Here is a 22,175-nt window from a genome sequence, read left to right as displayed (position 1 = left end):
GGCGAGACTTGCCTGATGAACACCGCCTTTCCGCTCGATGTACCCCAGAACGACGTCGATGACCTGCGCGACCGACTGCGGCGCACCCGCTGGTCACCCGAGTGGCCGGTCACCGGCTGGACCGCGGGCACGGACCAGGCCGAACTGCGCCGCCTGGTCGCGTATTGGGCCGACGGCTTCGACTGGACCGCCCAGCAGACCCAGATCAACACCCTGCCCTGGCACCGCGCCACCGTCGCGGGCACCCCGCTGAGCTACCTCCGCTTCGAGGCCGAGACCCCCGGCGCCCTGCCGCTCGTTCTCACCAACGGCTGGCCGAGCACCGCCATCGAACTCGTCGACCTGGCCCGCCGCCTGGCGACCCCATCCGAGCACGGGGGAGCGGCGACGGATGCGTTCACGGTCATCATCCCGGCCCTGCCCGGGTTCCCGTTCTCCCCGCAGCGCCCCACCCATGCCGAGCAGACCCACGAGCTCTGGCACCAGCTCATGACCGAGGAGCTCGGCTTCGAGCGCTACGCCGCGCACGGCGGCGACCTGGGCGCCGGCATCACGTCACGCCTGGCCGAGGCGCATCCCGAAGCGGTGGTGGGCATCCACCTGCTCGCCGTGGCCGCACCCGGTCACGCCGACCCGGTCACGTTCACCGCGGCCGAGCAGGCCTACCTGGCCGCGGCGCAACAGTGGGTGGCCGACGAGGGCGGCTATCAGCACGAGCAGCAGACCCGGCCGCTCAGCCTCGCCCCGGCGCTCTCGGACTCGCCGGCCGGTCTGCTGGCCTGGATCGTGGAGAAGTACCGCGCCTGGAGCGACTGCGGCGGCGACCTGTCCACCCGCTTCAGCGACGACTTCCTGCTCACTCAGGCGTCGCTGTACTGGTTCACCAACTCGATCTCCACCTCGTTCCGGCCCTACTGGGAGTTCGCCGCCGGCCTCACCACCCGGGTTCGACAGGTGGATGTGCCGACCGCGGTGGCCGTGTTCCCGCACGACCTCGCCCGCCCGCCGCGCAGCTGGGCCGAGCGCAGCTACGCCGTGACCCGGTACACCGAGATGCCGCGGGGCGGCCACTTCGCTCCGTATGAGGAGCCCGCCCTGCTCGCCGTGGACCTCAGGGAGTTTCTGCGGCCGCTGCGGTAGTGCCCGCAGATCAGAACATCGTCGAGAATTTCCAGAGGATATAGGCGGTGGACGCGATGCTCACCACGAGCCCGGCGATGGCCGTACCCCGGCCGGTGATCCGACGTCCGGCGCCTTCGAGTTCCGCCGACTTCGCGATGCCGATCGCCGAAAAGACGATGCCCAGGATGCTCGGGATCGCCAGGGGATTGAGGAGGCACGAGACGAGGGCCAACACCAGCCCGGTGTAGGCCATCGAGTTGTTCCGGCGGATCTCGCGATCCTTCTCCTTGCGGGTCGGCGGGGTGGCGTACATCGTGGGCGACTGGTGCCCCGCCATGGGCACGTAGGCCGGCCGTGCGGAGGCCGCCCCGGCCGTGGGCCCATACCCGTAGGCGGGTGGCGGCGGCGGTGCGGCTTCGGCGAATCGCCGCTGAGCCGACCATTCCGTGCCGGTCCACCACCGCTGCAACGCACCATCCTCAGGGTCTCGGTACCAACCGGCTGCAGGCAGAGTCAAGGGGATTCCCGTCGTGTGGGCGCGCCAACTGACGCTGTCTCAAGCGTAGAAGTGCGCGGGTCGCACTCGCCAACCCCAGTGTGGGGTGACGAAAGCTACTGCCGGTTCATCTCGACGGTCATGGTCACGCCCAATGCCGTGAGCTCGTACGTCAGCACACCGTCCTGGTAGGTGAACGATTTGGCGGAGTCGCCGGAGGCCATGATGGCGGTCTCCATCTGCGCGACGTCGCCCTGCGAGTCCCACGAGTACGACTCGGTGTACTCGGTCGGCGGAACGTACGAGCCGATCCAGTAGACCGCCTTCGTGGCTTCAGCGTCGTTCACCCAGTCGATGGTGATTTGCTCGCCCGTGATGGTCGCCGTCTGGTAGGCGTCGGCGCTCTTCGAGTTCGTCTGCTTCCACTCGCCCGCAAGGTCCAACGGTGTGACAACGACCTCCTCGGTTGGCTCCGCCGTGGCTGCGGCAGACGGTGAGGCGGATGCTGCGGTGTCGGTTGTGGATGCGGGCGCCGTGCATCCGGTGAGGAGGAGAAGAGCGACAGCGATCGGGACGAGCGGACGAAGGTTCATAGGCTAAGGCTATGGGCTTAGACCAGCGTCCAAGCACCAGGCGGCCAACCCTGCAGGGCCGGCCGTTAGGCGCTCTACTTCGGTGCCGCCCCGATCGACCAGATCCGGGTGGGCTGAGTGCCGTTCACCACATAGTCGCCCACGATGCGCGCCTTGAACACCCACGGGTTGTGGCTGGCCGCGGTGCGGGCGTTGCGCCAGTGCCGGTCCAGGTTCTTCGACGTGGACACCCCCGACGCGGCCAGGGCGTCGAAGATGTCGGAGGTGGCCCGGGTCGCCAGCGCCACCAGCACCACCTGAGCCTGCGCCGTCGCCAGCTCGGCGAGGTCGTTGAGCCGCTCCTCTTCCACCAGGTCGCCGAGGAACGCGCCCTCGTAGGCCCCCTGCAACGCCCAGGCCGCCTTTTCCACGATCGCCTCGGCCGCGAACGCCTGCGCCGACACCTCGCCCACCACCTGCAGAATCTGCGGGTCGGTGGCGAACGACTGCGAGTTGCCGTGCGAGAAAATGCGGGTGCGCGCCTTCACCTCGGCGGCGATCTCGAGTTCGGCGGCCTTGACCGTGCCGGCCAGTACCGCCAGCAGCACCGCCTGGTAGAACGCGGTCTGGTACTTGAACCGGGTGTCGAAGTCGATCACGTTCTCCTCGGCCACGACGGCATCCACAAAGGTGCTCGTGCCGCTGCCGGTGGTGCGCTGGCCGAAGCCGTCCCAGTTGTCGCTGTGCGTGACACCGGGCTGGTGGGCGTTCACCACGGCGATCACGTTCTTGCCGGTGTCGCCCACCTGCGCGAACGTGTCGATCCAGTCCGCGAAGATGCTCCCGGTGGAGTAGAACTTGGTGCCGTTCACGACCAGCTCGCCGGGCTTGCCGTTCGGCGCCGGGCGCACCCGGGTGATCACATCGCCGATGGTGACGCTGCCCACCTCGGTCCAGGAGTTGCCCACGATCTCGTCGTTCACGAACCGGGCCAGCCACACCTCGCGCTGGGCGCCGGAGGCCACGAGGCGGTCTTCGACGAAGGCGAAGTGCCCCCGCAGGGCCTGCGCGATGTTCGAGTCCGCCGCGGCGAGTTCGGTCAGCAGCCGAAACAACTGCGGCAGGCTGGCGCCCAGCCCACCGTCGGCGACGGGCACCCGTAGGGCGCCGAAGCCGGCCTCGGTGAGTTCCTTGATCTGCTCGTACGGCAGCAGATGGTCCTGCTCTCGAGCGGATGCGCCGGCGGCGATCCGGGTGAAAATGGGCCGGAATCGCGCGGCCAGGCCGGCATAGTCGACGGGGGCAACGGGGGAGGAGGCGAGCGTGGTCATGGCTAGGACACTAGGTCAGCGGCTCCCCGTCTCGCTCGGAGATGACGGTTCGTGTCTGGCCGCGATGGCCTTGTACGCGGTCTCGGCGTCGGTGCGCAGACCGCTGCAGGTGGAGCGCGCGGAACTGTCAACGCGCCGCCGCCGGGGGCTACTCAGTGCGCCCCCTCTGGCTGGATGATCCCGCTAGAGCGGGATCATCCAGCCACACGGGGGTCAGCGACGCCCCGACGGCATACCCGCCCCGCGGCTCGGCATGCCCCGTGCGCACTCAGTCGGTGCGAGAAGCCGCCGACTGAATGGCCTGGGCGAGGTCGCCGGCACGGCTCCACATCGGCCAGTGGCCCGTCGGCAGGTCGATGACGTCGAGGTCCTCGAGGTTCGCGACCTCGGCGAACATGGGATGGCCTGCTCGGGCCAGCTCCAGCACCTGCTCGCTCGGCATCGAGCAGCACACCAGGGTAGTTGGCACAGTGCGCCGGGCGTCGTTCGTGAGCTCGAGCGGCTGACGAAGCACGGGGCCGGGCTCGGGGACCGCCCGGGCCCGGAACCGCTCGAGGACCTCGGCGCTCAGCCCTTCCAGGCTCGCCTGAGGGGGAAAAGCGTCGAACGGCGGGAGCGGAAGCTCCTTTACCCCCTCCGGGAGATCGGGGGCGAAGATGCTTCCCGGGGCCACGGGCCCGGAGTCGACCCACACCACTCGCCGGACAAGCTCAGGGTGCCGGTCGAGCACCAGACTGACGGGAAAGTTCGCCCCGCTGTGAGCGACGATGATCGCGGGCTGATCCGCGGAGACCCCGAGTCGAGCGAACAGGTCCAGGATCGCAGCGGCTTGATCGTCGAGAGTCTTCGTCGCCCGCTCGGGATCGTCCCCGTCGAGACCGGGCAGCGTCAGCGCGCTTGCCCGAGAGTGGCCGGCGTTCAGGTGGTCAAGGACGTCATCCCACGCCCAAGCGCCGAGCCAGTGCCCGGCGATCAGAACAATGGTGGGACTGCTCGTTGTAGTTGTCATGTCACTACCTTCGTTGGCGCGCCGGGCAGGTGTGTGTCACTATTTGTGTCATGAATTTGCTGCAGGCCGAACGGTGAAGCGAACAGAACGCCTCCATGCGTTGTCCGAGATGCTACGCCGCAACGGCTCAAGGGGGTGCTCGGCCGAGCGGCTGGCGAGAGAGTTCGAAGTGTCTGTGCGCACAGTCAAAAGAGACCTCGCTGCGCTAGAGAACAGCGGCGCGCCGCTCTGGTCCCGGCCAGGTCCGGGCGGTGGCTACGGGATGGCGATAGGCGCGTCCCTGCCGCCGGTCAGCCTGTCCCCGGCGCAGGCGGTGGCGCTCATGGCAGCCGTGTCCGCTGCATCCGATGCCCCCTACGCCGATCTGGCCGCAGCCGGCATCAAGAAGATCCTGGATGTGCTCGATCCCCGAACCCGAGCACGAGCCGACGAGCTGGCCAGCCGGGTCTGGGTCAACACGCCGCCCTCCTCATCACGAGCAATCAGATCGGCACTGGAGGAGGCGATGGCCGAGCAGCGAGTACTCCGTCTTCGCTACACATCGGGAGACGGGACCACGACCGCACGCGACGTCGAACCCGTGCTCTTCGCCTCCACGAACGGTCAGTGGTACCTGGTCGGGTGGTGCCGACTGCGCGACGCGATGCGATGGTTCACTGTGTCGCGCATCGAGCGGGCCAGCGTGACCAAGACGGCCTGCAGCGGCCACACGATCCAGGAGGTCGGAGAACCCCCGGCGAACGCAAGACCGGTGCACAGCCGGGGCTGAGCGTTGCCAGCCCTACTCTGCCGGGCGGAGAGTCGGCAGGATCGTCGCGTAACGGAGCAGGAATGCGCGCTCGTCGAGCTTCTTGCGGCGGAGCCACCCCGTGACTTCATTGTTGTGTTTGCTCGCGTTACAGGACGCACAGGCCGGAACCACGTTCTCGAGGGTGTACCGGCCGCCCCGGGAGATCGGCATGATGCAGTCCCGCTGCAGGGCCGGACTCGGTGATTGGCAATAGGCGCAGCCGCCCCAGGCCGCAAGCAGGTCGGCCCACTGTGCGGCGGTGAGGTCGTTGTCGACGCGGGCGAGCCGGTTTTTCCGTCGCTTCGCGTACCGAGCCCGCGCCGCCGCCGGCACCTTGGCGGGGAACTTGCGGGGAGGGCTCACAGCTCCACGGTACTCCGGCCGCGCCCAGCACATCGCTCGCACGCCGAGGTGCGGATCAGGGTGAGTAGAACATCGAGACCACGCCGCCGACCATCAGCAGTGCGAAGGCGACCAACCAGATCCACGTACCCACGCCCCAGCGCATCCGCAGCCGTCGGCCGCGCTTCGCCACCCGCCCGGATCTCGAGGCACGCTTCAGCCCGCCCGCACCCGCACCGGCATCCGTGCCCGGGGTCACCCGCGGCGCCGCGGGCAGCCGGTCGTCACGCCAGCGCTCCCACCGACCGATCTTGTCGCTCAGAGCGCCGACCGCGTCGTAGAGTCCCTGCCAGGCGTCAGGGTCGAGGGTCACGACGTCGCGGCTGCTCACCAGGAACAGCCAGTCGTCGATGATCTCCACGTCGAACCCGTGCACCCGGTCGATCAGGCGCGCCATCACATCTGGAGTAAAGAGGTACAGCGCATCCGCCTCGTACTCCTCGGGGCAGTACAGGGTGAAGTAGTCGTCAAAGTCACCCTCGAGGGAGAGCCGCTGGCCGCTGGCGGGCAGGTCCATCAGCGTGAGCCGATCGCCCGGGCCGTCGTGAGCGCGCAACAGAATGTGCGGCAAGCGCGTGCTCAGCCGCAGAGCGCAAAACCCGCCGAACTGGGCCGTGCCGGTGCCGGCAACTCCGTACCGCAGTTCGTGGTTGGCGAACTCGATCGAGCGCTCTGATACCGGTCGCATCACGCGCGTGAGCGTGAGAAGGCCGCGCGACGCCCACGGTGTCACATGCGCGCCGATGATCGGCCCGGGTTCGTAACTCAGTCCGTTGTCGGTCGCGAACCGGGAGAGCCGATAGTGCCGCTTCGGGGTGCCCCGACGCGTCGAAAAACGCAGAAAGAACCACCCGAAAAACACACCTCCCCAGATCGTGATCAATCCAGTGAAGCCCATGTAGAGGTAGCCTTCGGTTCGGTCAGGCCTCGTGTCGCTCACCACAAGGATCACGCTCACAGCTAGGAGGGGCACGCCCAAGAAGCCCAGCCCGGCAGCGATGAACATGACCGCCCGTTGCACCCGGGGGAACCGGTTTCGCACCGACGGGTACCGCGCCGCGAACGGTCGGTAGAACTCCCGCACGTCCTTGCGCTTCACCCGGTCGGTGAGCGCCGCGGTGTGCAGGCTCGTCGTGCTGTGTTCCGTCGTTCGCATTCGTCCACCCCACGCTTGCTCTGATCGCCAAGAAGCGGCCCAGTCCGAGAGTATCGGTCGGGCAGCGGATGCGTTCGCCGCCTCGGTCGAGCCCGCTTCGGGCCCCGGAACGACGTCGAGTTCCACCGGAACGCCGGCCTGCTCGAGTACACGGCGAGGTGTCTAGGCGCCGGCTAATAGAGCGAAATATCCCGGAACATGCTGCGATTGGCCGTTGGCGTTCATGGGAGTCACTTCGATGTGTGCCGGCCCGTCGGCGATCACGTGCCAGTCCGAGTCCGGGAAGGTGTTGTGCCGTTCCTGCGTACCAAAATGTCCGGGGCGGGGCAGGTTTTCCAGGGCCCTTTGCAACTGTCGTGGCATGCTTCGCCGGGTGGCGCCCAGCTCTTGCAGGTAGGCGAGACTGCTTCCGGGGAAGTTGGTTTCGGCGAGGAATACCCGGCCGGTGTTCCCGACAACGGTGCGTAGGTTGGTAGCCAGGCTGGCTTGCTGGTCTGGTTTTAGCACATGAAAAACTCCGCGAACAAAAACGTTGGCAGGCCCCACTGACTCCAGCAGGTGCTCTCCAGCATCAGGTTCCGTTGCATCCATAGCCAGGAACTCAACGTTGTGGAGGCCTGCGGCTTCCCGTCTCGCTAGCGCGATGGCGCCGACGGATACATCAATGCCGATAGCCCTCGGGAAAAGACCAGCAAGCCAGCGGGTATTGGTTCCGTTGCCACATCCAACGTCGATGACGGGAAGAGCCGGATTGAAATGGCCCAGGACGGCGTCGGTGTACTGCTCGAGCTCGGTCTGGGATCCGGAGTCCCACAGCACGTCTCCCGAACGGCCGGTGGTGCGGATTCCGCGCCAGTACCCGTCCCACGCCGCTGACGGGTCCTTCGGTGCCCGGGAGGTGAGGCGCACTACCGATGGGACAAGTAGCATCTGCCCCCAAAGCTTTGACATGCTCTCACTCTACTGACGGTGCGCGAGACTACTGAGCCGTCCCAGAACCATCTCGGGCGGTAGCGGGCGGTCATAGAAATAGCCTTGTCCGTATAGGCAACCCATCGTCTGCAGGAGAATCGCCTGTTCGGCGGTCTCAATGCCTTCGACGATCGCCTTCAGGCCCGCCGAGAAAATCAGTTGGAGAATGGCAGCAACGAATTTTTGCTGCTGTGGGTCCGATGCCATGTCCTGAATCAGGGAACGGTCGACTTTGACCGTGTCTGCTGGAAGCGTTCGGAGATAACTGATGGACGAATAACCGGTGCCGAAGTCATCAATTTGCAGCCCGACACCGAGATCTCGCAGCTCGCCCAAGACCTGTTCTTCCGCCGTTCCCTTCGACATCAAGACGGTCTCGGTGATCTCCAGAACCAATCGCGGCGGAGCCACATGATTCCTAGCGAGCGTCTCCCTGACATCTTCCAGCAGGTCACCGCGCAGCAGTTCGGCGGCGGAAAGATTGATGTGTAGGCAGAAGTCTGTGAGCTCAGGCTCGGTTTCGCTCCAGCGTCGCAGCTGGGCGACTCCTTCGTGAAGCACCCAACGTCCTAATTCCAGGATCAGGCCGGTTTCTTCCGCGATGGGGATGAAGCTATCCGGCATGATGAGTCCGCGCACCGGATGGTGCCACCGAAGGAGGGCTTCGAAACCTATGACTGTTCCTGAGGCCAATTCGACCACCGGCTGATAACGCAGCGCCAGCTCGCCGCCGGCGACGGCGTTACGAAGCTCGGCTGTGATGCGTGAGCGTTCACGGACAGAGTCGAGCATGTCGGGGTGGAACAGCTGGATGTTGTTGCGGCCATGCGCCTTCGCCTGGTACATGGCGATGTCAGCATCCCGAATCAGCGACTCAGCTGGATGGCCCGGCGTGCCGATACGAACCCCGATGCTGGCCATCGCCCAGACGGTTTCGGTTCCAACCTGCACGCTGTCCTGAAGCTGCGCCGACGCCCGGTGCGCAATATTCAGGACTTCCTCTTCTGTCGCTTCGATGACGAGGATGGCGAACTCATCCCCACCCAGACGTGCCACGGTATCGACGGCCCGTACGGCGCACTTGAGGCGCCGGGCAACCTCGATCAAGACTGCGTCACCGGCCCCATGGCCCAGAACGTCATTGACGGCTTTGAAGGAATCCACGTCCAGCACCAGCAGAGCCGGGGGTTTTCCACTGTCCGTGCTGGCCAGGATTGCCTCGTTGATTCGCTCGTTGAGCAGGGTCCTATTCGCAAGGCCCGTCAAGTCGTCAGTCTTTGCCATCTGTTCCAGCTCGGCCTGAGTTTGCCGCAGCATGGCGGTACGGTCAGAAACCTGCTGTTCCAGATTCGAGTAGATGTAACTGAGTTCCTCGGCGAGTAGGTTGACGCCGGTGATCACAGCGTCGATGTCATCCCTCAATTCAGACGGCTCTATCCGCGCGTCCAGGTCGCCGGCAGCCAACCGGACAACACCTTCCACCAACTGCTGCAAACGAGGGTCGTCGGCGTCGTCTCCCGAGTTCATATCACCCGAAGATGCACTCTGCGCAGCGCTTCTGCACGCCTAGGCACCGGCAGTGAGCCATTCCATGGCTTCGCTGCGCGAGGTGAAGAACTTAGTCGGACACGGCGGAATGTGCACACCGAGAAAGAAATTCGCCAAGACTCGGTCAACAGGTGATTTGCCCAGAAGAGCAATGCGCGAGGCGCTGCAGGGAATAGACCACACGGCCCTGGCCTCTCGGCTCACCGACCCGACCGCTGCCATATCGACGAGCATGCCCCGCCGTTCGTTCCCGCACGCGTCGTTAACTTTCGCCATCGCGACGTGGGCATCTTCGACCTCAATGTGAACCCCGGGCTGCCAGCGCAGATGGAGAATTCCATCGACCGTTTCGAGAGTCTCTTTTGCGCCGTCTGCAGGGACCGGACCCATTGCAACGTCCTCCCCCGGGCACGCAGCCGAACCGTTCAGCCACTCCTCAAAGCTACTCGTGTTCAGGTGCTTATCAAATCAATCGCCGACCGATATTCACGGCAGTGTCATCGACGGCGAAGACAGCTTCGCATCGGGCACCAACCCCCAACCGGGGCCGACACCGGCGATGGCGCCACGGATGGTACGGGCGTTGCTCCGCCCTTACAACCACTTCCGCCGCTTGAAGATCCCCCACAGCCCCAACCCCATCACGCCCATCGCCGCCACCGCCACCGGGTACCCGAATTCCCAGTGCAACTCCGGCATACTGTCGAAGTTCATGCCGTAGATCGTGCCCACCAACGTCGGCGCGAACAGGATCGCCGCCCACGACGAGATCTTCTTCACCTCCTCGTTCTGCGCCAGACCCACCTCCGACAACCGCCGGGTCTCCTCGTTCTGGGCCAGGCCGGCCTCCGAGAGGCGGCGCATCTCGTCGTTCTGCTGCTGAGTCACCAGGGTGGCGTGCACGGTGAGCGCATTCTCCAGCAGCGCCCGGAACGAGGCGGCGTGCTCGGTGACCCGCAGCACATGGTCGAGCACGTCCCGGAACGAGCGCTGCAGTTCCACATCCACCTGGTACTTCTCCGAGCCGCGCAGCAGTGCCTCGAGCATGCCGCGCAGCGGCCCGGTGGCGCGCTGGAAGTCGATCACCTCGCTGAGCAGTTCGTAGATGCGCCGCGACACCGACGGGTCGCCGCCGAACAGCTGGTTCTCGATCTCGTCGATGTCGTTCTCCAACCCGGCAACCACCGGCGCATAGGCGTCGACGACCTCATCGAGCACGGCGTGCAGCACCGCTTCGGGGCCGAGCGCGAGCAGCGCCGGGTTCGACTCCATCCGCCGGCGCACGTTGGCCAGGTCGGGGTTCTCGGCGTGCCGCACGGTCACCACGAAGCCCGGGCCGATGAACACGTTTACCTCGCCGAACTCCACTCGCTCCTCGGCGTCGAGGTACCAGGCCGGCCGCAGCACCACGAAGAGGGTGTCGCCGAAGCGCTCCAGCTTGGCCCGCTGGTGACCTTTCAACGCGTCTTCCACGGCCAGCGGATGCAGCGAAAACTCGTCGGCAACGCTACGGATCTCGTCCGCATCGGGCCGGTACAGCCCGATCCAGGCCATCCCCGCGCACTCGCGTAACTGCTGGTACGTCTCGTCGAGGCTCTGCGGGCTGGAGGTGCGCTGCCCGGTCACGTAGATGCCGTTGTCGATGAGTGCCATGGTCCTACTCCGTCGTTCGGTCGACGAGAGCACGTAAGCAAGCCCAAGGTGACCGCGGGCGCGTCAGGAATCGACGGCACACCAAAGGCCACCTCGCAAAGGAGGTTCAGTAGCGCGCCACCCCAGCGCGACGCCCGACCTAGAAGGTCAGAGCGAAAACGACAATCGCGAAGGGAGTGGAGCGCGGACTATCACCAGCCATGGCCGCTCACCCGCCTTCGATCGAAGATTGTCGTGGCCCTGCCTGGGCCTCGCATACCGTACCACTCCAGGGCAACGAGATTAGTGTATGTCGACGATCGCAGCGGATTTACAGGCCTAGTAGCCGATCCAGTCGCCGTTGGAGTCCATCTCGTAGTCGGCGACGCTCGCCTCGATGATGGTGAGGGTGCCGTCCTTCATGACGGTCATCTCCACAGTGGCGAACGCGTCGATCGAGCCGTCGGTTTCGAGGGGGAAGTCGAACTGATTCGAGCTACCGTCGTCAAGCGGATCGGAGGCGCAAGACTGCACGAACGTCAGGGTCTTGGAATCGTCGGAGACGTACTTGCCTGTCTCGGGGTCGGAGGCGTCGAGATCGTCGATGGGAGTCGCGTCCAGCATCCACCACGCCGGCTTGGCGGAATACGGCGCCTGCTCCAGGTTGCCAACGATCTCTTCCACCTCCGCGGCACCGCCCGGGGCAGTCGCCTCGGCTTCCTCCACGGTCTCGACGCCGAACTGCCGCATCAACACACTTTCGAGTTCGGCTTCGCCCTCGGCGGCGTATTCCTCTTTCGTCATCGACGGTCGGCTCAGCGTGTCGAGGCCATCTCCTTGATAGTCGATGACCAGGTCGACAGCGCACGACTTGGACGAGTCCAGTTTGCGTGCTTTCGCCGTCACCTCGCCCACCAGCAGCCCGTCGGCATCGGATCCCGCGGCGTCGACGAGGGCCTCAGGAACGCGGATGACCAGCTCGCCTTCGGAGCCGTACGCGGGGGTCTGAAATTCGAACACCCCGGCCTTGGGGGCTCCATCAGTACTTGCGTTGTTGTCGACGCCGTCGCCGGTCGGCGCGGTGGAACAGCCCGCAAGCAGGAGCGCAGTTGCTGCCGCCAACGTGGTGGCGGTCAGCATGGATGTCTTGTTCAAAGTCTGCATGTATGCCCGCGCCCGGATACCGGACGCGTTCCCCCTTGTATCTCCCCGTGGCGATCCGCCGCTCCACTTGGAACGGCCACCACTGACGATCCTACGAGAAAGCGTGCCCAGCTTGGGGTTGGGTCAACGGCTTCGACTGGACCGACCGGCAGGCCGAGACCAGGGGAGACGCCGGTACGTGTTGGCCGCCGGCCGTGCAGCCGCTCGGCGTGCTTCAGCTCTCGCGGTTGGCGAGACCGTCGAGTCGCAGCGTCGAAGACTCGTCCCGGTGGCTGCCGTCCGCGCCCACATGCTTGTCGGGGACCGCGCCCTCTGCGCCGTTCTTGAGCACGCCATACAGCGCCATGGCGTGCCCGCGTCCAACGCCGTAATCGTCACGGAGCCAGGCAACCACGTCGGCGGCCTTCGTTGTCGCATCGAAGCCGCGGGCGCTGGCCTCGTCGAGCAACTCCTGGGGCGTTTTGCCCGTCTTCGTTTCGATCGCGTCGAGGTAGGCCTGGTATGACATTGCTGTTCCCTTCCGAGGCGTCGGTGCCGTTTCGTTAGAACTCTAGCCGCCGGTCCACCGCCAACCCCAGCCGATACCGGCGTGCAGCAGCGGGCCCTAAAGCGACAGCGCGATCGCGCCGCCGATCAGCACCACTGCGAAGATGAGCAGCCCAATCCGCTCACCCCAGCCCAGGCGCATCCGCAGCCGTCGGCCGCGCTTAGCCACCCGCCCGGTCGGCGCGGCATGCTTCGCCCCGACCCAGTCCGCACCAGTGTCCACGGCGGCAGCAACGACCGGCGGCACCTCCGGCAGCCGGTCGTCGCGCCAGCGCTCCCACCGGTCGATCTTGTCGCTCAGGGCGCCCACTGCATCGTAAAGTTTCTGCCAAGATTCCGGGTCGAGGGTCACCACGTCGCGGCTGCTGACCAACAACAGCCAATCGTCGATGATCTCCACATCGAATCCGTGCACTCGATCGATCAGGCGCGCCATCACATCCGGGGTGAAGAGGTACAGCGCGTCCCGCTCGTACTCCTCGGGGCAGTACAGGGTGAAGTGGTCGTCGAAGTCGCCCTCGAGGGAGAGCCGCTGCGTGCCGTCGGGCAGTGCCGCGAATGCGAACGGGCCGTGCTGAGCGCGCAACAGAATGTGCGGCAGGCTCGTGCGCAGTTGCATGGCGCAGAAGCCACCGAACTGGGCGTTGGGGCTGCGCAGAGTGTCGACCTTCAGCTCGTAGTTGGCGAACTCGATCGTGCGCTGCGATGCGGGCCGCATCACCCGCGTGAGCCTGAGAAGGCCTCGCCGGGCCCACGGTTTCAGGTGCTTGCCGGAGATCGGCCCGGGCTTGTAACTCAGGCCATTGGCGGCGGCAAACCGGGCCAACCGGTAATGCCGCTTGGGGGTGTCCCGGCGCTTGAACGTGCGCACAAAGAACCACGCCAACATGATTCCGGTGCTCAGCATCAGAAGGCCGACACCGGCCGGCGCGACGATATCGGCGACCGGTGCGCCTCCTCTCGCCACCTCCGCCGCGGCGTAGGCCAGGGCGAAAACTCCGATGGGGGCGCAGCCGATACCCATGAACATGGTCGCTCGGCGGATGATCATGTCCGGGTTGCGCACCGACTGGTACCGCGCCGCGAACGCCCGGTAGAACTTCCGCACGTCCCTGCGCTTCACCCGGTCGGTGAGCGCCGCGGTGTCCAGGCTTGTCGTGCTGTATTCCGTTGTGTGCATCCGTCCACCCCACGTGTGCTTTGCTCGGCCACGATTGGCCCACCTGAGACTAGCGTTCAGGCAACGGATGCGGCCGCCCGCCTGGTTATCCGCCCTGGTGGAACAGCGAGATCACACCGCCGACCATCAGCAGTGCGAAGGCGACCAGCCCGATCCACGTACCCACGCCCAGGCGCATCCGCAGCCGTCGGCCGCGCTTGGCCACCCGCCCGGATCTCGGGGCAGGCTTTCGCCCGACCGCGGCTGCACCGGCATCCGTGCTCGATGTCGCCGGCGGCACCGCGGGCAGCCGGTCGTCGCGCCAGCGCTCCCAGCGGCCGATCTTGTCACTCAGCGCGCCGACCGCGTCGTAGAGTGCCTGCCAGGCCTCCGGGTCGAGGGTCACCACGTCGCGGCTGCTCACCAGAAACAGCCAGTCGTCGATGATCTCCACATCGAACCCGCGCACCATATCGATCAGGCGGGCCATCACATCCGGGGTAAAGAGGTACAGCGCATCCCGCTCATACTTCTCGGGGCAGTACAGGGTGAAGTAGTCGTCGAAGTCACCCTCGAGGGAGAGCCGCTGGCTGCTGGCGGGCAGGTCCGCCAAGGTGAACCGATCGCCCGGGCCGTCCTGGGCGCGCAACAGAATGTGGGGCAGGCGCGTGCTCAGCCGCACAGCGCAGAAACCGCCGAACTGGGCCGTGCCGGTGCCGGCAGCTCCATACCGGAGTTCGTGGTTGGCGAACTCGATCGAGCGCTCGGATACCGGCCGCATCACGCGCGTGAGCGTGAGAAGGCCGCGCGACGCCCACGGTGTCACGTGCGCGCCGGTGATCGGACCGGGCTCGTAACTCAGTCCGTTGTCGGTCGCGAATCGGGAGAGCCGGTAGTGCCGCTTCGGGGTGCCCCGACGCGTCGACAAGCGCAAAAAGAACCACCCGAAAAACAGGCCTCCACCGATCATGCACACGCCACAGATGACCATGGCTACGAGGCCGTCGACTCGGTCGGCCCTCGTGTTGCTCACGATAAGGATCACGCTCAGAGCCAGGAGAGGCACGCCCAAGACGCCCAGCGCGGCACCGATGAACATGACCGCCCGCTGCACCTTCAGGAACCGGTTTCGCACCGACGGGTACCGCGCCTCGAACGGCCGGTAGAACGCTCGCACGTCCGTGCGCTTCACCCGATCGGTGAGCGCCGCGGTGTGCAGGCTCGTCGTGCTGTACTCCGTCGTTCGCATTCGTCCACCCCACGCGTGCTTCGCTCGGCCACAATCGGCCTACCCGAGACTAGCGCTCGGGCAACGTCGGTCTCGCTAGCGAGGGTCGGATTTCCCCTCGGCGCGCACGCGAGCAAGGATCGCGCCGTGCGGCCGATGCTCGAGCCCGGCTCGGGTGTGGGTCTCGATAATGTCGAAGTTCGCGGCGTGCAGCTCGTCGCTTAGCAGGTCGACGGGCCAGCGGTAAGCGGCCGTGATGGCGTGCTCAAACTGTTCGAGCACCGGGCCCTCGAAGAAGCCGAGTAGCAGCTCGCCGCCCGGGCGGAGCACCCGGGCGAACTCGGCCAGAGCGTTCCGCAGCGTGTCGGGCTCGTGGTGAATGAGCGAATACCAGGCGAGCACGCCCGCGACCGTGCCGGCTGGCTCCGGGAGCACGCCGATGTCGCCGAGCTCGAAGCGCACCCCGGGATACGCCCGTCGGGCGTGATCGATGAAGCTCGGCACCAGGTCGACTCCGCGCACCTCGACACCACGAGTGGCGAGATGACCCGTCCAATGACCCGTCCCGCAGCCGGCATCTATCACGGGCCCGTCGAGCCGTTCGGCCCATCCGGTGATCAGCTGAAGATCCGCCGGATGCACCGACGTCATCGAGCCCAGCTTCTCGGTGTACTCCGCCGCACGCTCGCCGTACGCCCCGGTGATCTCGAATGACATGCGTCCGAGCCTAGGATGCTTCGCGCCCTGGGGCGGTCGATCGCAGCGGTGGCTCGACATCGAAACCATCCAGAGGTCAGATCATCTCACTCTGATACGATCCAACCATGCCCGCCCCAGACCCCACCCCGCCCACGGACACCGCCCCCGAGATCGACTGGACCTCCGACGGTATCGAAACCGAACTGGGCTGGTCGCTCACCTCCATGTACCAGGGCTACTCCCGGGCCGGCAGCGTCGCCGTGGCCGATGTGCCCGGAGGCCCCCGCGGCTACCAGGTGCTCGTGGCCATCACCACCGAGCAGCCCACCTCGCAGCTCGCGCTGGCGCACCGGCTCGGCATCGACAAGACCGCCATGACCTACATCATCGATGCGCTCGAGACGGATGCGCTCGTCGAGCGCCGCCCGGACCCGCGCGACCGGCGCATCCGCCAGGTGTACCCCACGGAGGCCGGTCGGGCCCGGCTCGCCGCCGCCCGGATCGCCCTCCGCACGGTGGAGACCACCCTCATGGGCGGCCTCACTTCCGACGAGCAGACCCAGCTGCGCCAGCTGCTGGCCAAGGCCGCCCTCGGCGCCGGCGCCACCGCGGCAACCGTCCCCGCTGCCCCGCACGACTCGAACCTTCCGGTGCCCACTCCCGAGCGCTCCCGCCGCCCCGCACCTTCCACAGAAACAGAGACCCGCTCATGACCACATCCGTTCTCGTCGCCGGCGCCACCGGCGACCTCGGCCAGCGCATCGTGCGCGACCTGCTCACCCACGACACCCGCATCCGCGTGCTCACCCGCCCGGGCAGCGGCGCCGCCGCCGCCCTCTACGACGCCAACGACCGCATCGACATCGTCACCGCCGCGTACACCGACCCCGCCGCCCTCACCACGGCCGTCACCGGTGCCGACGTGATCGTCTCGGCCGTGAGCGGCACCCGCCCGGTGATCGTCGACGCGCAGCGCGCCCTGCTGGCCGCGGCCGTGGCCGCCGGGGTGCCCCGCTTCATCCCCTCCGACTACTCGTCGGACTACCGCCAGATCGCCCTGGGCAGCAACCGCAACTTCGAGCTGCGCCGCGAGTTCGCCACCGACCTCGACGCGGCCCCGATCCAGGTCACCTCCGTGCTCAACGGTGCCTTCGCCGACATGCTCACCGGCACCGCGCCGATGATCGCGTTCGGCCGGCGCAAGGTCATGTACTGGTCCTCCGCCGACCAGATCCTCGACTTCACCACCAAAGACGACGTCGCCCGCGTAGTGGCCCTGGTGGCCCTCGACGCCGACGCGCCCCGGGTCGTGGAGATCGCCGGCGACCGGGTCACCGCCCGCAGCGTGGCCCAGACCATGTCGGAGCTGACCGGCACCCCGTTCAAGCTGCAGTTCGCCGGCACCACCGGCACCCTGTCGCTGCTGGCCAAGGCCGTGCGTCGCTTCTCCAAGACCACGGATGCCGCCTTCCCCGCCTGGCAGGGCATGCAGTACTTCGTGAGCATGTTCAGCGGCCAAGCGCAGTTGCGGCACGTCGACAACGACCGGTACGGCGACCATGACTGGACGACCGTGCGCGACGTGCTCGCCGCGCATCTGGCCAGCCAGCCCGAGGCAGCTCCTGAGCCCGCTTAGTAGGTAGGTCGAGAGGATGCCCGAGCCCCTCCTTCAGGGGCGGCCTCGGTCTATGGACGCACACGCAATTGAAGCTCGGTGCCCCGAACTGGGGCACCAGCTGCCAGGCGATGATCGCTTCCCGACTGGCGTGCGCTGCTAGCTTGTGGGTGCTGCGCCCTTCCGACCTGTCAGAGACCCATGAACTCGCGGCCCGTGCGCGGGACCATTCATAATCTCGACCGCGAAGGTATCACTTGCGCACTCTAGGCCATTTGCCACCGTACGAACTAGAACCCGCGGTTCCGGCGGATAGCCTGACGGCTGCCCTAACGTTCGTATTTGTCGCAGTTGTTATCGTTCTTGCGATTGCCCTTGCCTGGGCGCTGGTGACACTCAAGCGGCGGCAGCTCGTGCGCGGTTCGAGCGACGCCCTGAAGCGCCTCGAGGAGCTAAACGTGCGATCTCAATCACTCGTGCCGAGCACCGCGCCGATTCACCACTCCTACTCTGTGTCGGTCAATACCAAGGCGAAATTCGATCGCTTCGATCTGGCTTCACGGATGAGTGTGAACGTCCTCGAGGGCGAGCTGTGGTATCTCCAAGAGATCGAGGCGCGGCTGGCGCCGACGAGACATTTCAGAACCTACAACCATGACGTTGAAGCGATCGAATTCGGGTCGCTCGGCAGGAGCAGTCACCCCCGCCTCAGCGACGAGAGGTTCGCTGCAATCGAAAAGAAGGACTTCAATCGCCGTAAGTTGCCGTATCCAACTCCGACAGCCAAGGTCACTACAACGGTGAAGTACACGAGCCCGAAGGGCCAGAACTCGTATTCGCGGCACGTCAACTGGAACTTCGAACAGCTCCAGCAGGGCCTTCACGCTGCACAGGCGTCTCGTGCGCGACAGTCCACGACAGCTGCTCTGCGGCAGCGGGAGCGGAGCCTGATGACCGCTGGTCTCCGTGTGACGATCTTGCGAAGAGATGACTACCGATGCCGGATGTGCGGCGCCTCGGCAGCCGACGGCGCGGTCTTGCACATCGACCACATCACGCCGGTAAGCCGTGATGGACTGACAGTGCCGGAGAACCTGCAAACGCTTTGCGAGTCGTGCAATCTCGGGAAGAGCAACAGGTTTATCGGCTGAACGCCTGCGTCTCGTAGGGAAGGCGAGATTCATCCGTCGCGGTCCTACGCGGGCGCCCGGGGCGAGTCCCGCGGGTGGGCTCCCGACCGGCAACTGACCATGCAATGGCCAGGGCTCGGGCTCAGGTGGCTGACGAACCTTTCACACGGAGAGAGATAACGGGGCTCCCACCTACCGAGCGCGTAAGTGAACGCGAGTCACAGCGGGTCTTTCAGTTAGGAACCGTCACGTCGGACTCGAACCGGCTCCAACTGAGTGATGCGTGGGCTCCAGCCACCTTCGCGAGGCCGTCCAACATTGCTTCAGTGCTCGTGCCGCCGAATCGGGGGGTGACCCAGGTGATCCCATCTTCAATGATGTCGAGGTCGAACCAGAGATGAGCGGGTGTGCGGGCTGGGTGTTCGCGAATGAATGCAGCTTCGACTGATTCATTCGGGGCCGGCTGGACAGCAAGCCACCGCCCAGGCTGCGTGACTGACTGAAGTTCCTCGAGCGGGACGCCGGCGCCCCAAAGCTTCTGCAGGGCGAGCTTGACTGCGGCTTGCTTGCTCAGATTGGGGAAGATCAGGCCCGCCAGCTGGAGGTTGTATCGCGTGAAATCTCGGCCTGCTGAGATTCCGGCAGTGACCGCGGCCCCCTTCTGACGTTGCTGAATTTGGAAGTCTTTTGCTTCTGGGAGGGGAATGATTTGCTGCACATCGAGCAGCACGTCTTTGTCCAGTCGGTAAGCGACGAGGCGGAAACAGGAGATGTCTGTGCTGTAGTTTTCGTTTAGCCAAAGGACGGTGCTAGTAATCTCGGTGCTGAAGTCCGCAGCAACCAGGACAATTCGAACGTGATTAGGTAGCTCTTCGATAGGTTCATCCAGCCAGTTGAGGATGGTATCCCTGGCCTCAGTTACCGGGATCTTGCGAGAATCAGCAAGTGTTTGTACGAGGTGGTCCAGGGTCACAGTGGAGACCATGGCTGCATAGCGCAGCGCCTGGAGCTCCATATGCCCACCATCCTCCGTTCGCTTCAATTCCATGACGACCAAAGTGCCCGTGCGATCGATAGCGAGAATATCAATCCGCCGGCGGGAGTCCTTGAATAAGTTGTATTCCTCGGCGATGACAAGAAGGTCATCGCTGATGATGCTCATCCGCTCGATCAGAAGGCGCTGCAGGTCGTCGCGCTCTCGAATGTGCTCAGCCGCCAGAGTTGTACGCACTAGAGGTTCGATCTTGGAAGTTGAATAGCGGTACAGGGGCATGGGCTCAGTCTGGCGGACTCGAGCAGTAACCGGGTGCATCGTTTGGCTAGTCAACCTGGGGATCGTGTCAACCGTGAGCAGATCTCGTCACTTCCTCACTCGGTGCCAGGCACGCAGCGGAGGTTGGTGGTCTTTCTTAGGGGTCGACGGAATCTGTTGATGCACCAACTGCTAGGTTGGCCGAATGGTCGATCAGACAGTCCGGCAGGAGATCGCAGCTTTCGTAGCGGAGCGCGATTGGGCGCAATTCCACACGCCGGAGAACCTCGCAAAGAGCATCTCCATTGAGGCAAGCGAGCTCCTCGAGTGCTTTCAGTGGAACGCCGACGCAGACATGGATCGAGTGCGCGAAGAACTCGCCGACGTTCTCACCTACTGCATCATGCTGGCTGACCGCATCGGTGCGGATCCTGACCAGATCGTTCGCGACAAGCTCGTGACGACGAGAGCGAAATACCCTGCCGACAAGGCCCGGGGGCGCAGCACCAAATATGACGCCCTTTAGGATCGAGCATCTGAACTTCACCCAAGCGGCTATCTCGACGTGGGCCCCCGGCGACCACCGCAACACAAACTGGCCTGTGGTGTACGTCCTGGACGATGCCACTGCCAGCCGCCCGACTATGCGAGGCGGGCGACTAAGCGACGTGTACGTCGGTGAGTCCAGAAATGCTGTCGCGCGGATGCGTCAGCATCTGGTCGCCCCGGAAAAGAGGCACCTCAGTACCGTCAGGGTCATCGTCGACGAGTCATTCAACAAGTCTGTCTGCCTCGACCTCGAGTCCTACCTTATTAGGATGCTCGCCGGCGATGGTTCCTACCGGGTCCTGAATCGCAACGATGGAATAACCGAATCGGACTATTTCGATCGAGACCGCTATCAAGCCTCCTTTCTGGAGGTGTTTGACCAGCTCAGGCGAGATGGGGTTTTCACGCGGAGCATCCCGGAGATTGAAAACAGCGACCTCTTCAAGCTGTCGCCCTTTAAAGCACTGACGTTGGACCAAGCAGTCGCGGTTGAGGGCATCCTCGAGGGTCTATTCGAAGACCTGGGTTCTGGAGCCACGAGTACAACAGTCGTGCAGGGTGAGCCCGGCACTGGTAAGACCGTTGTCGCTATTTACATGCTGAAGCTGCTCGTGGATATCGCGAATTCTGTTCCGACCGAAGACCTTGATAGCGATTCCCTCTTCTCCGAGTTCTTCGGCGGCGAATACAGGAAACGCCTTTCCGGAATCCGAATCGGCCTGGTGGTTCCGCAACAGTCGTTGCGGAACTCGATCAAGAAGGTGTTCAAAAAGACGCCAGGATTGAAGCCCGACATGGTGATGACGGCGTTCGAGGTTGGGGAGTCGGACGAGCACTTTGATCTGCTGATTGTCGATGAATCGCATCGGCTGAACCAGCGAGCCAATCAACCGTCAGGCGTGCAGAACAAGAAGTTCCAGGTCATCACCGAGAAACTGTTCGGCACCGATGACACAATGAAGACCCAGCTCGATTGGATCCGGGCCAAGAGCACACACCAGATTCTCCTGCTTGATGCCGCACAGAGCGTTCGGCCCGCGGACCTTCCTCCCGAAGTTCTCTCGCAGCTTGTGGAACGTGCGCGCGCGGCCAATCGCAACTACCCCCTGGCTACCCAAATGCGGGTGCGCGCCGGCGCGGACTATGTGGGATACGTCCGACGGATACTCAGCCCCGATGTCGGGGGAGTCTCGGTACCAATGCATCCTGAGACTTTTGAAGGGTATGACCTTCGAATGTTTGACAGCGTCGCTGACATGCACTCGGAAATCCGTCGTTTGGATGCCGAGGTCGGACTCTCGCGGCTGTTGGCCGGATTCGCGTGGGCATGGACCACCAAGACAGACAAAAGCGCCTACGATATCGAGCTTCCGGGCGTTCAGCTTCGTTGGAACGGGACTCAGACTGACTGGATTGCTTCTGCGACATCGCTTGAAGAGGTCGGGTCTATCCACACCGTGCAGGGGTACGACCTCAACTACGCCGGGGTCATCATCGGCCCCGACCTACGCTACGACGCCAGTGCAGGGCAGCTTGTCGTCGATCGGTCACAGTATTTCGACAAGAAGGGCAAAGAAAACAACGCGGTCCTCGGCAAGGTCTACACGGATGAAGATCTCTTGCGGTTCATCACCAATATTTACGCGGTCCTGCTGACGCGCGGCATCCGAGGCACCTTCATCTACGTATGCGATCCAGCGCTCCGTCTTCACCTGCAACGGTTCATTCCGCACAACTAGAGGCAGCTCCCATTGCGGGCGGCCGCTGCGGGAGACGGGATGCCCGCATGGAGTGTGCGTTAGA

At 64.9% G+C, this 22,175-nt stretch carries 23 protein-coding genes; 7 read left to right on the top strand and 16 right to left on the bottom strand.

Features of this window, described 5'->3' with window-relative positions:
- Positions 1–15: 15 nt before the first annotated feature.
- Entirely contained in the window at positions 16–1,140 is a 1,125-nt protein-coding gene (locus ACEN2M_RS15135; RefSeq protein ID WP_441648973.1) for an epoxide hydrolase family protein, read from the top strand.
- Between the two features lie 10 nt (positions 1,141–1,150).
- Here ACEN2M_RS15135 and ACEN2M_RS15130 read toward each other — a convergent pair whose 3' ends face one another.
- From ACEN2M_RS15130 to ACEN2M_RS15115, 4 genes are all read right to left on the bottom strand, one after another.
- Entirely contained in the window at positions 1,151–1,639 is a 489-nt protein-coding gene (locus ACEN2M_RS15130; protein WP_441648972.1) for a DUF4190 domain-containing protein, read from the bottom strand.
- A 95-nt stretch (positions 1,640–1,734) separates the two neighbouring features.
- Positions 1,735–2,211, bottom strand: coding sequence for a hypothetical protein (locus ACEN2M_RS15125; protein ID WP_441648971.1), 477 nt, complete (start codon positions 2,209–2,211; stop codon positions 1,735–1,737).
- Between the two features lie 74 nt (positions 2,212–2,285).
- The gene (locus tag ACEN2M_RS15120) at positions 2,286–3,521 is read right to left on the bottom strand and encodes an acyl-CoA dehydrogenase family protein (protein ID WP_441648970.1); all 1,236 of its coding nucleotides are present in this window, start codon (positions 3,519–3,521) and stop codon (positions 2,286–2,288) included.
- A 268-nt stretch (positions 3,522–3,789) separates the two neighbouring features.
- Positions 3,790–4,530, bottom strand: a complete 741-nt coding sequence (locus ACEN2M_RS15115; protein WP_441648969.1) for an alpha/beta fold hydrolase — start codon at positions 4,528–4,530, stop codon at positions 3,790–3,792.
- Positions 4,531–4,603: 73 nt separating this feature from the next.
- On the opposite strand from ACEN2M_RS15115, the gene ACEN2M_RS15110 reads away from it, so the two are divergent.
- Positions 4,604–5,299, top strand: a complete 696-nt coding sequence (locus ACEN2M_RS15110; RefSeq protein WP_441648968.1) for a helix-turn-helix transcriptional regulator — start codon at positions 4,604–4,606, stop codon at positions 5,297–5,299.
- Between the two features lie 12 nt (positions 5,300–5,311).
- Here ACEN2M_RS15110 and ACEN2M_RS15105 read toward each other — a convergent pair whose 3' ends face one another.
- The 11 genes from ACEN2M_RS15105 to ACEN2M_RS15055 all read right to left on the bottom strand — a co-directional run bounded on the left by ACEN2M_RS15105 (position 5,312) and on the right by ACEN2M_RS15055 (position 15,844).
- Positions 5,312–5,683 (bottom strand): HNH endonuclease, encoded by a 372-nt coding sequence (locus ACEN2M_RS15105; RefSeq protein WP_441648967.1) that lies wholly within the window; start codon positions 5,681–5,683, stop codon positions 5,312–5,314.
- A gap of 55 nt (positions 5,684–5,738) precedes the next feature.
- Positions 5,739–6,878: a hypothetical protein gene (locus ACEN2M_RS15100; protein ID WP_441648966.1), complete on the bottom strand. Its 1,140-nt coding sequence runs from the start codon at positions 6,876–6,878 to the stop codon at positions 5,739–5,741.
- A gap of 162 nt (positions 6,879–7,040) precedes the next feature.
- Positions 7,041–7,829, bottom strand: a complete 789-nt coding sequence (locus ACEN2M_RS15095; protein WP_441648965.1) for a class I SAM-dependent methyltransferase — start codon at positions 7,827–7,829, stop codon at positions 7,041–7,043.
- A gap of 9 nt (positions 7,830–7,838) precedes the next feature.
- A complete protein-coding gene (locus tag ACEN2M_RS15090; protein ID WP_441648964.1) occupies positions 7,839–9,377 on the bottom strand; it encodes a putative bifunctional diguanylate cyclase/phosphodiesterase in 1,539 nt (512 codons plus the stop codon).
- Between the two features lie 39 nt (positions 9,378–9,416).
- On the bottom strand, positions 9,417–9,788 hold the full coding sequence (locus tag ACEN2M_RS15085) for a DUF7793 family protein (RefSeq protein ID WP_441648963.1): 372 nt from the start codon (positions 9,786–9,788) through the stop codon (positions 9,417–9,419).
- Positions 9,789–9,992: 204 nt separating this feature from the next.
- Positions 9,993–11,051: a magnesium and cobalt transport protein CorA gene (locus ACEN2M_RS15080; RefSeq protein ID WP_441648962.1), complete on the bottom strand. Its 1,059-nt coding sequence runs from the start codon at positions 11,049–11,051 to the stop codon at positions 9,993–9,995.
- A gap of 318 nt (positions 11,052–11,369) precedes the next feature.
- A complete protein-coding gene (locus ACEN2M_RS15075) occupies positions 11,370–12,170 on the bottom strand; it encodes a hypothetical protein (protein WP_441648961.1) in 801 nt (266 codons plus the stop codon).
- Positions 12,171–12,408: 238 nt separating this feature from the next.
- Positions 12,409–12,702, bottom strand: a complete 294-nt coding sequence (locus tag ACEN2M_RS15070; protein ID WP_441648960.1) for a DUF4287 domain-containing protein — start codon at positions 12,700–12,702, stop codon at positions 12,409–12,411.
- A 96-nt stretch (positions 12,703–12,798) separates the two neighbouring features.
- Positions 12,799–13,920 (bottom strand): hypothetical protein, encoded by a 1,122-nt coding sequence (locus ACEN2M_RS15065; protein ID WP_441648959.1) that lies wholly within the window; start codon positions 13,918–13,920, stop codon positions 12,799–12,801.
- A gap of 85 nt (positions 13,921–14,005) precedes the next feature.
- Positions 14,006–15,148, bottom strand: coding sequence for a hypothetical protein (locus ACEN2M_RS15060; RefSeq protein WP_441648958.1), 1,143 nt, complete (start codon positions 15,146–15,148; stop codon positions 14,006–14,008).
- Between the two features lie 75 nt (positions 15,149–15,223).
- Positions 15,224–15,844: a class I SAM-dependent methyltransferase gene (locus tag ACEN2M_RS15055; RefSeq protein WP_441648957.1), complete on the bottom strand. Its 621-nt coding sequence runs from the start codon at positions 15,842–15,844 to the stop codon at positions 15,224–15,226.
- A gap of 107 nt (positions 15,845–15,951) precedes the next feature.
- Here ACEN2M_RS15055 and ACEN2M_RS15050 point away from each other — a divergent pair, with 107 nt between their 5' ends.
- The 3 genes from ACEN2M_RS15050 (at position 15,952) to ACEN2M_RS15040 (ending at position 18,592) form a co-directional block, all read left to right on the top strand.
- Positions 15,952–16,539, top strand: coding sequence for a MarR family winged helix-turn-helix transcriptional regulator (locus tag ACEN2M_RS15050; RefSeq protein ID WP_441648956.1), 588 nt, complete (start codon positions 15,952–15,954; stop codon positions 16,537–16,539).
- Complete coding sequence (locus tag ACEN2M_RS15045) at positions 16,536–17,462, top strand: NmrA family NAD(P)-binding protein (protein WP_441648955.1); 927 nt, start codon at positions 16,536–16,538, stop codon at positions 17,460–17,462. Before ACEN2M_RS15050 ends, ACEN2M_RS15045 begins: the two co-directional genes overlap by 4 nt.
- A gap of 254 nt (positions 17,463–17,716) precedes the next feature.
- Positions 17,717–18,592 carry an HNH endonuclease gene (locus tag ACEN2M_RS15040; RefSeq protein WP_441648954.1) on the top strand — a complete coding sequence of 292 codons (876 nt, stop codon included), beginning with the start codon at positions 17,717–17,719 and terminating at the stop codon, positions 18,590–18,592.
- A gap of 211 nt (positions 18,593–18,803) precedes the next feature.
- Here the strand turns inward: ACEN2M_RS15040 and ACEN2M_RS15035 are convergent, their stop codons facing one another.
- Positions 18,804–19,844 (bottom strand): hypothetical protein, encoded by a 1,041-nt coding sequence (locus ACEN2M_RS15035; RefSeq protein ID WP_441648953.1) that lies wholly within the window; start codon positions 19,842–19,844, stop codon positions 18,804–18,806.
- A gap of 184 nt (positions 19,845–20,028) precedes the next feature.
- Here ACEN2M_RS15035 and ACEN2M_RS15030 point away from each other — a divergent pair, with 184 nt between their 5' ends.
- Both ACEN2M_RS15030 and ACEN2M_RS15025 read left to right on the top strand, forming a co-directional pair.
- The gene (locus tag ACEN2M_RS15030; protein ID WP_327017347.1) at positions 20,029–20,349 is read left to right on the top strand and encodes a nucleotide pyrophosphohydrolase; all 321 of its coding nucleotides are present in this window, start codon (positions 20,029–20,031) and stop codon (positions 20,347–20,349) included.
- 178 nt (positions 20,350–20,527) lie between these two features.
- The gene (locus ACEN2M_RS15025; protein ID WP_441648952.1) at positions 20,528–22,111 is read left to right on the top strand and encodes a DNA/RNA helicase domain-containing protein; all 1,584 of its coding nucleotides are present in this window, start codon (positions 20,528–20,530) and stop codon (positions 22,109–22,111) included.
- Positions 22,112–22,175: the final 64 nt, after the last annotated feature.

The sequence above is a fragment of the Cryobacterium sp. W22_MBD10_FK3 genome, from assembly GCF_052113745.1.
Classification (GTDB): domain Bacteria; phylum Actinomycetota; class Actinomycetes; order Actinomycetales; family Microbacteriaceae; genus Cryobacterium.
Note: the sequence above shows the minus strand (reverse complement) of the source record. Positions and strands in the feature narration are given on the sequence as shown.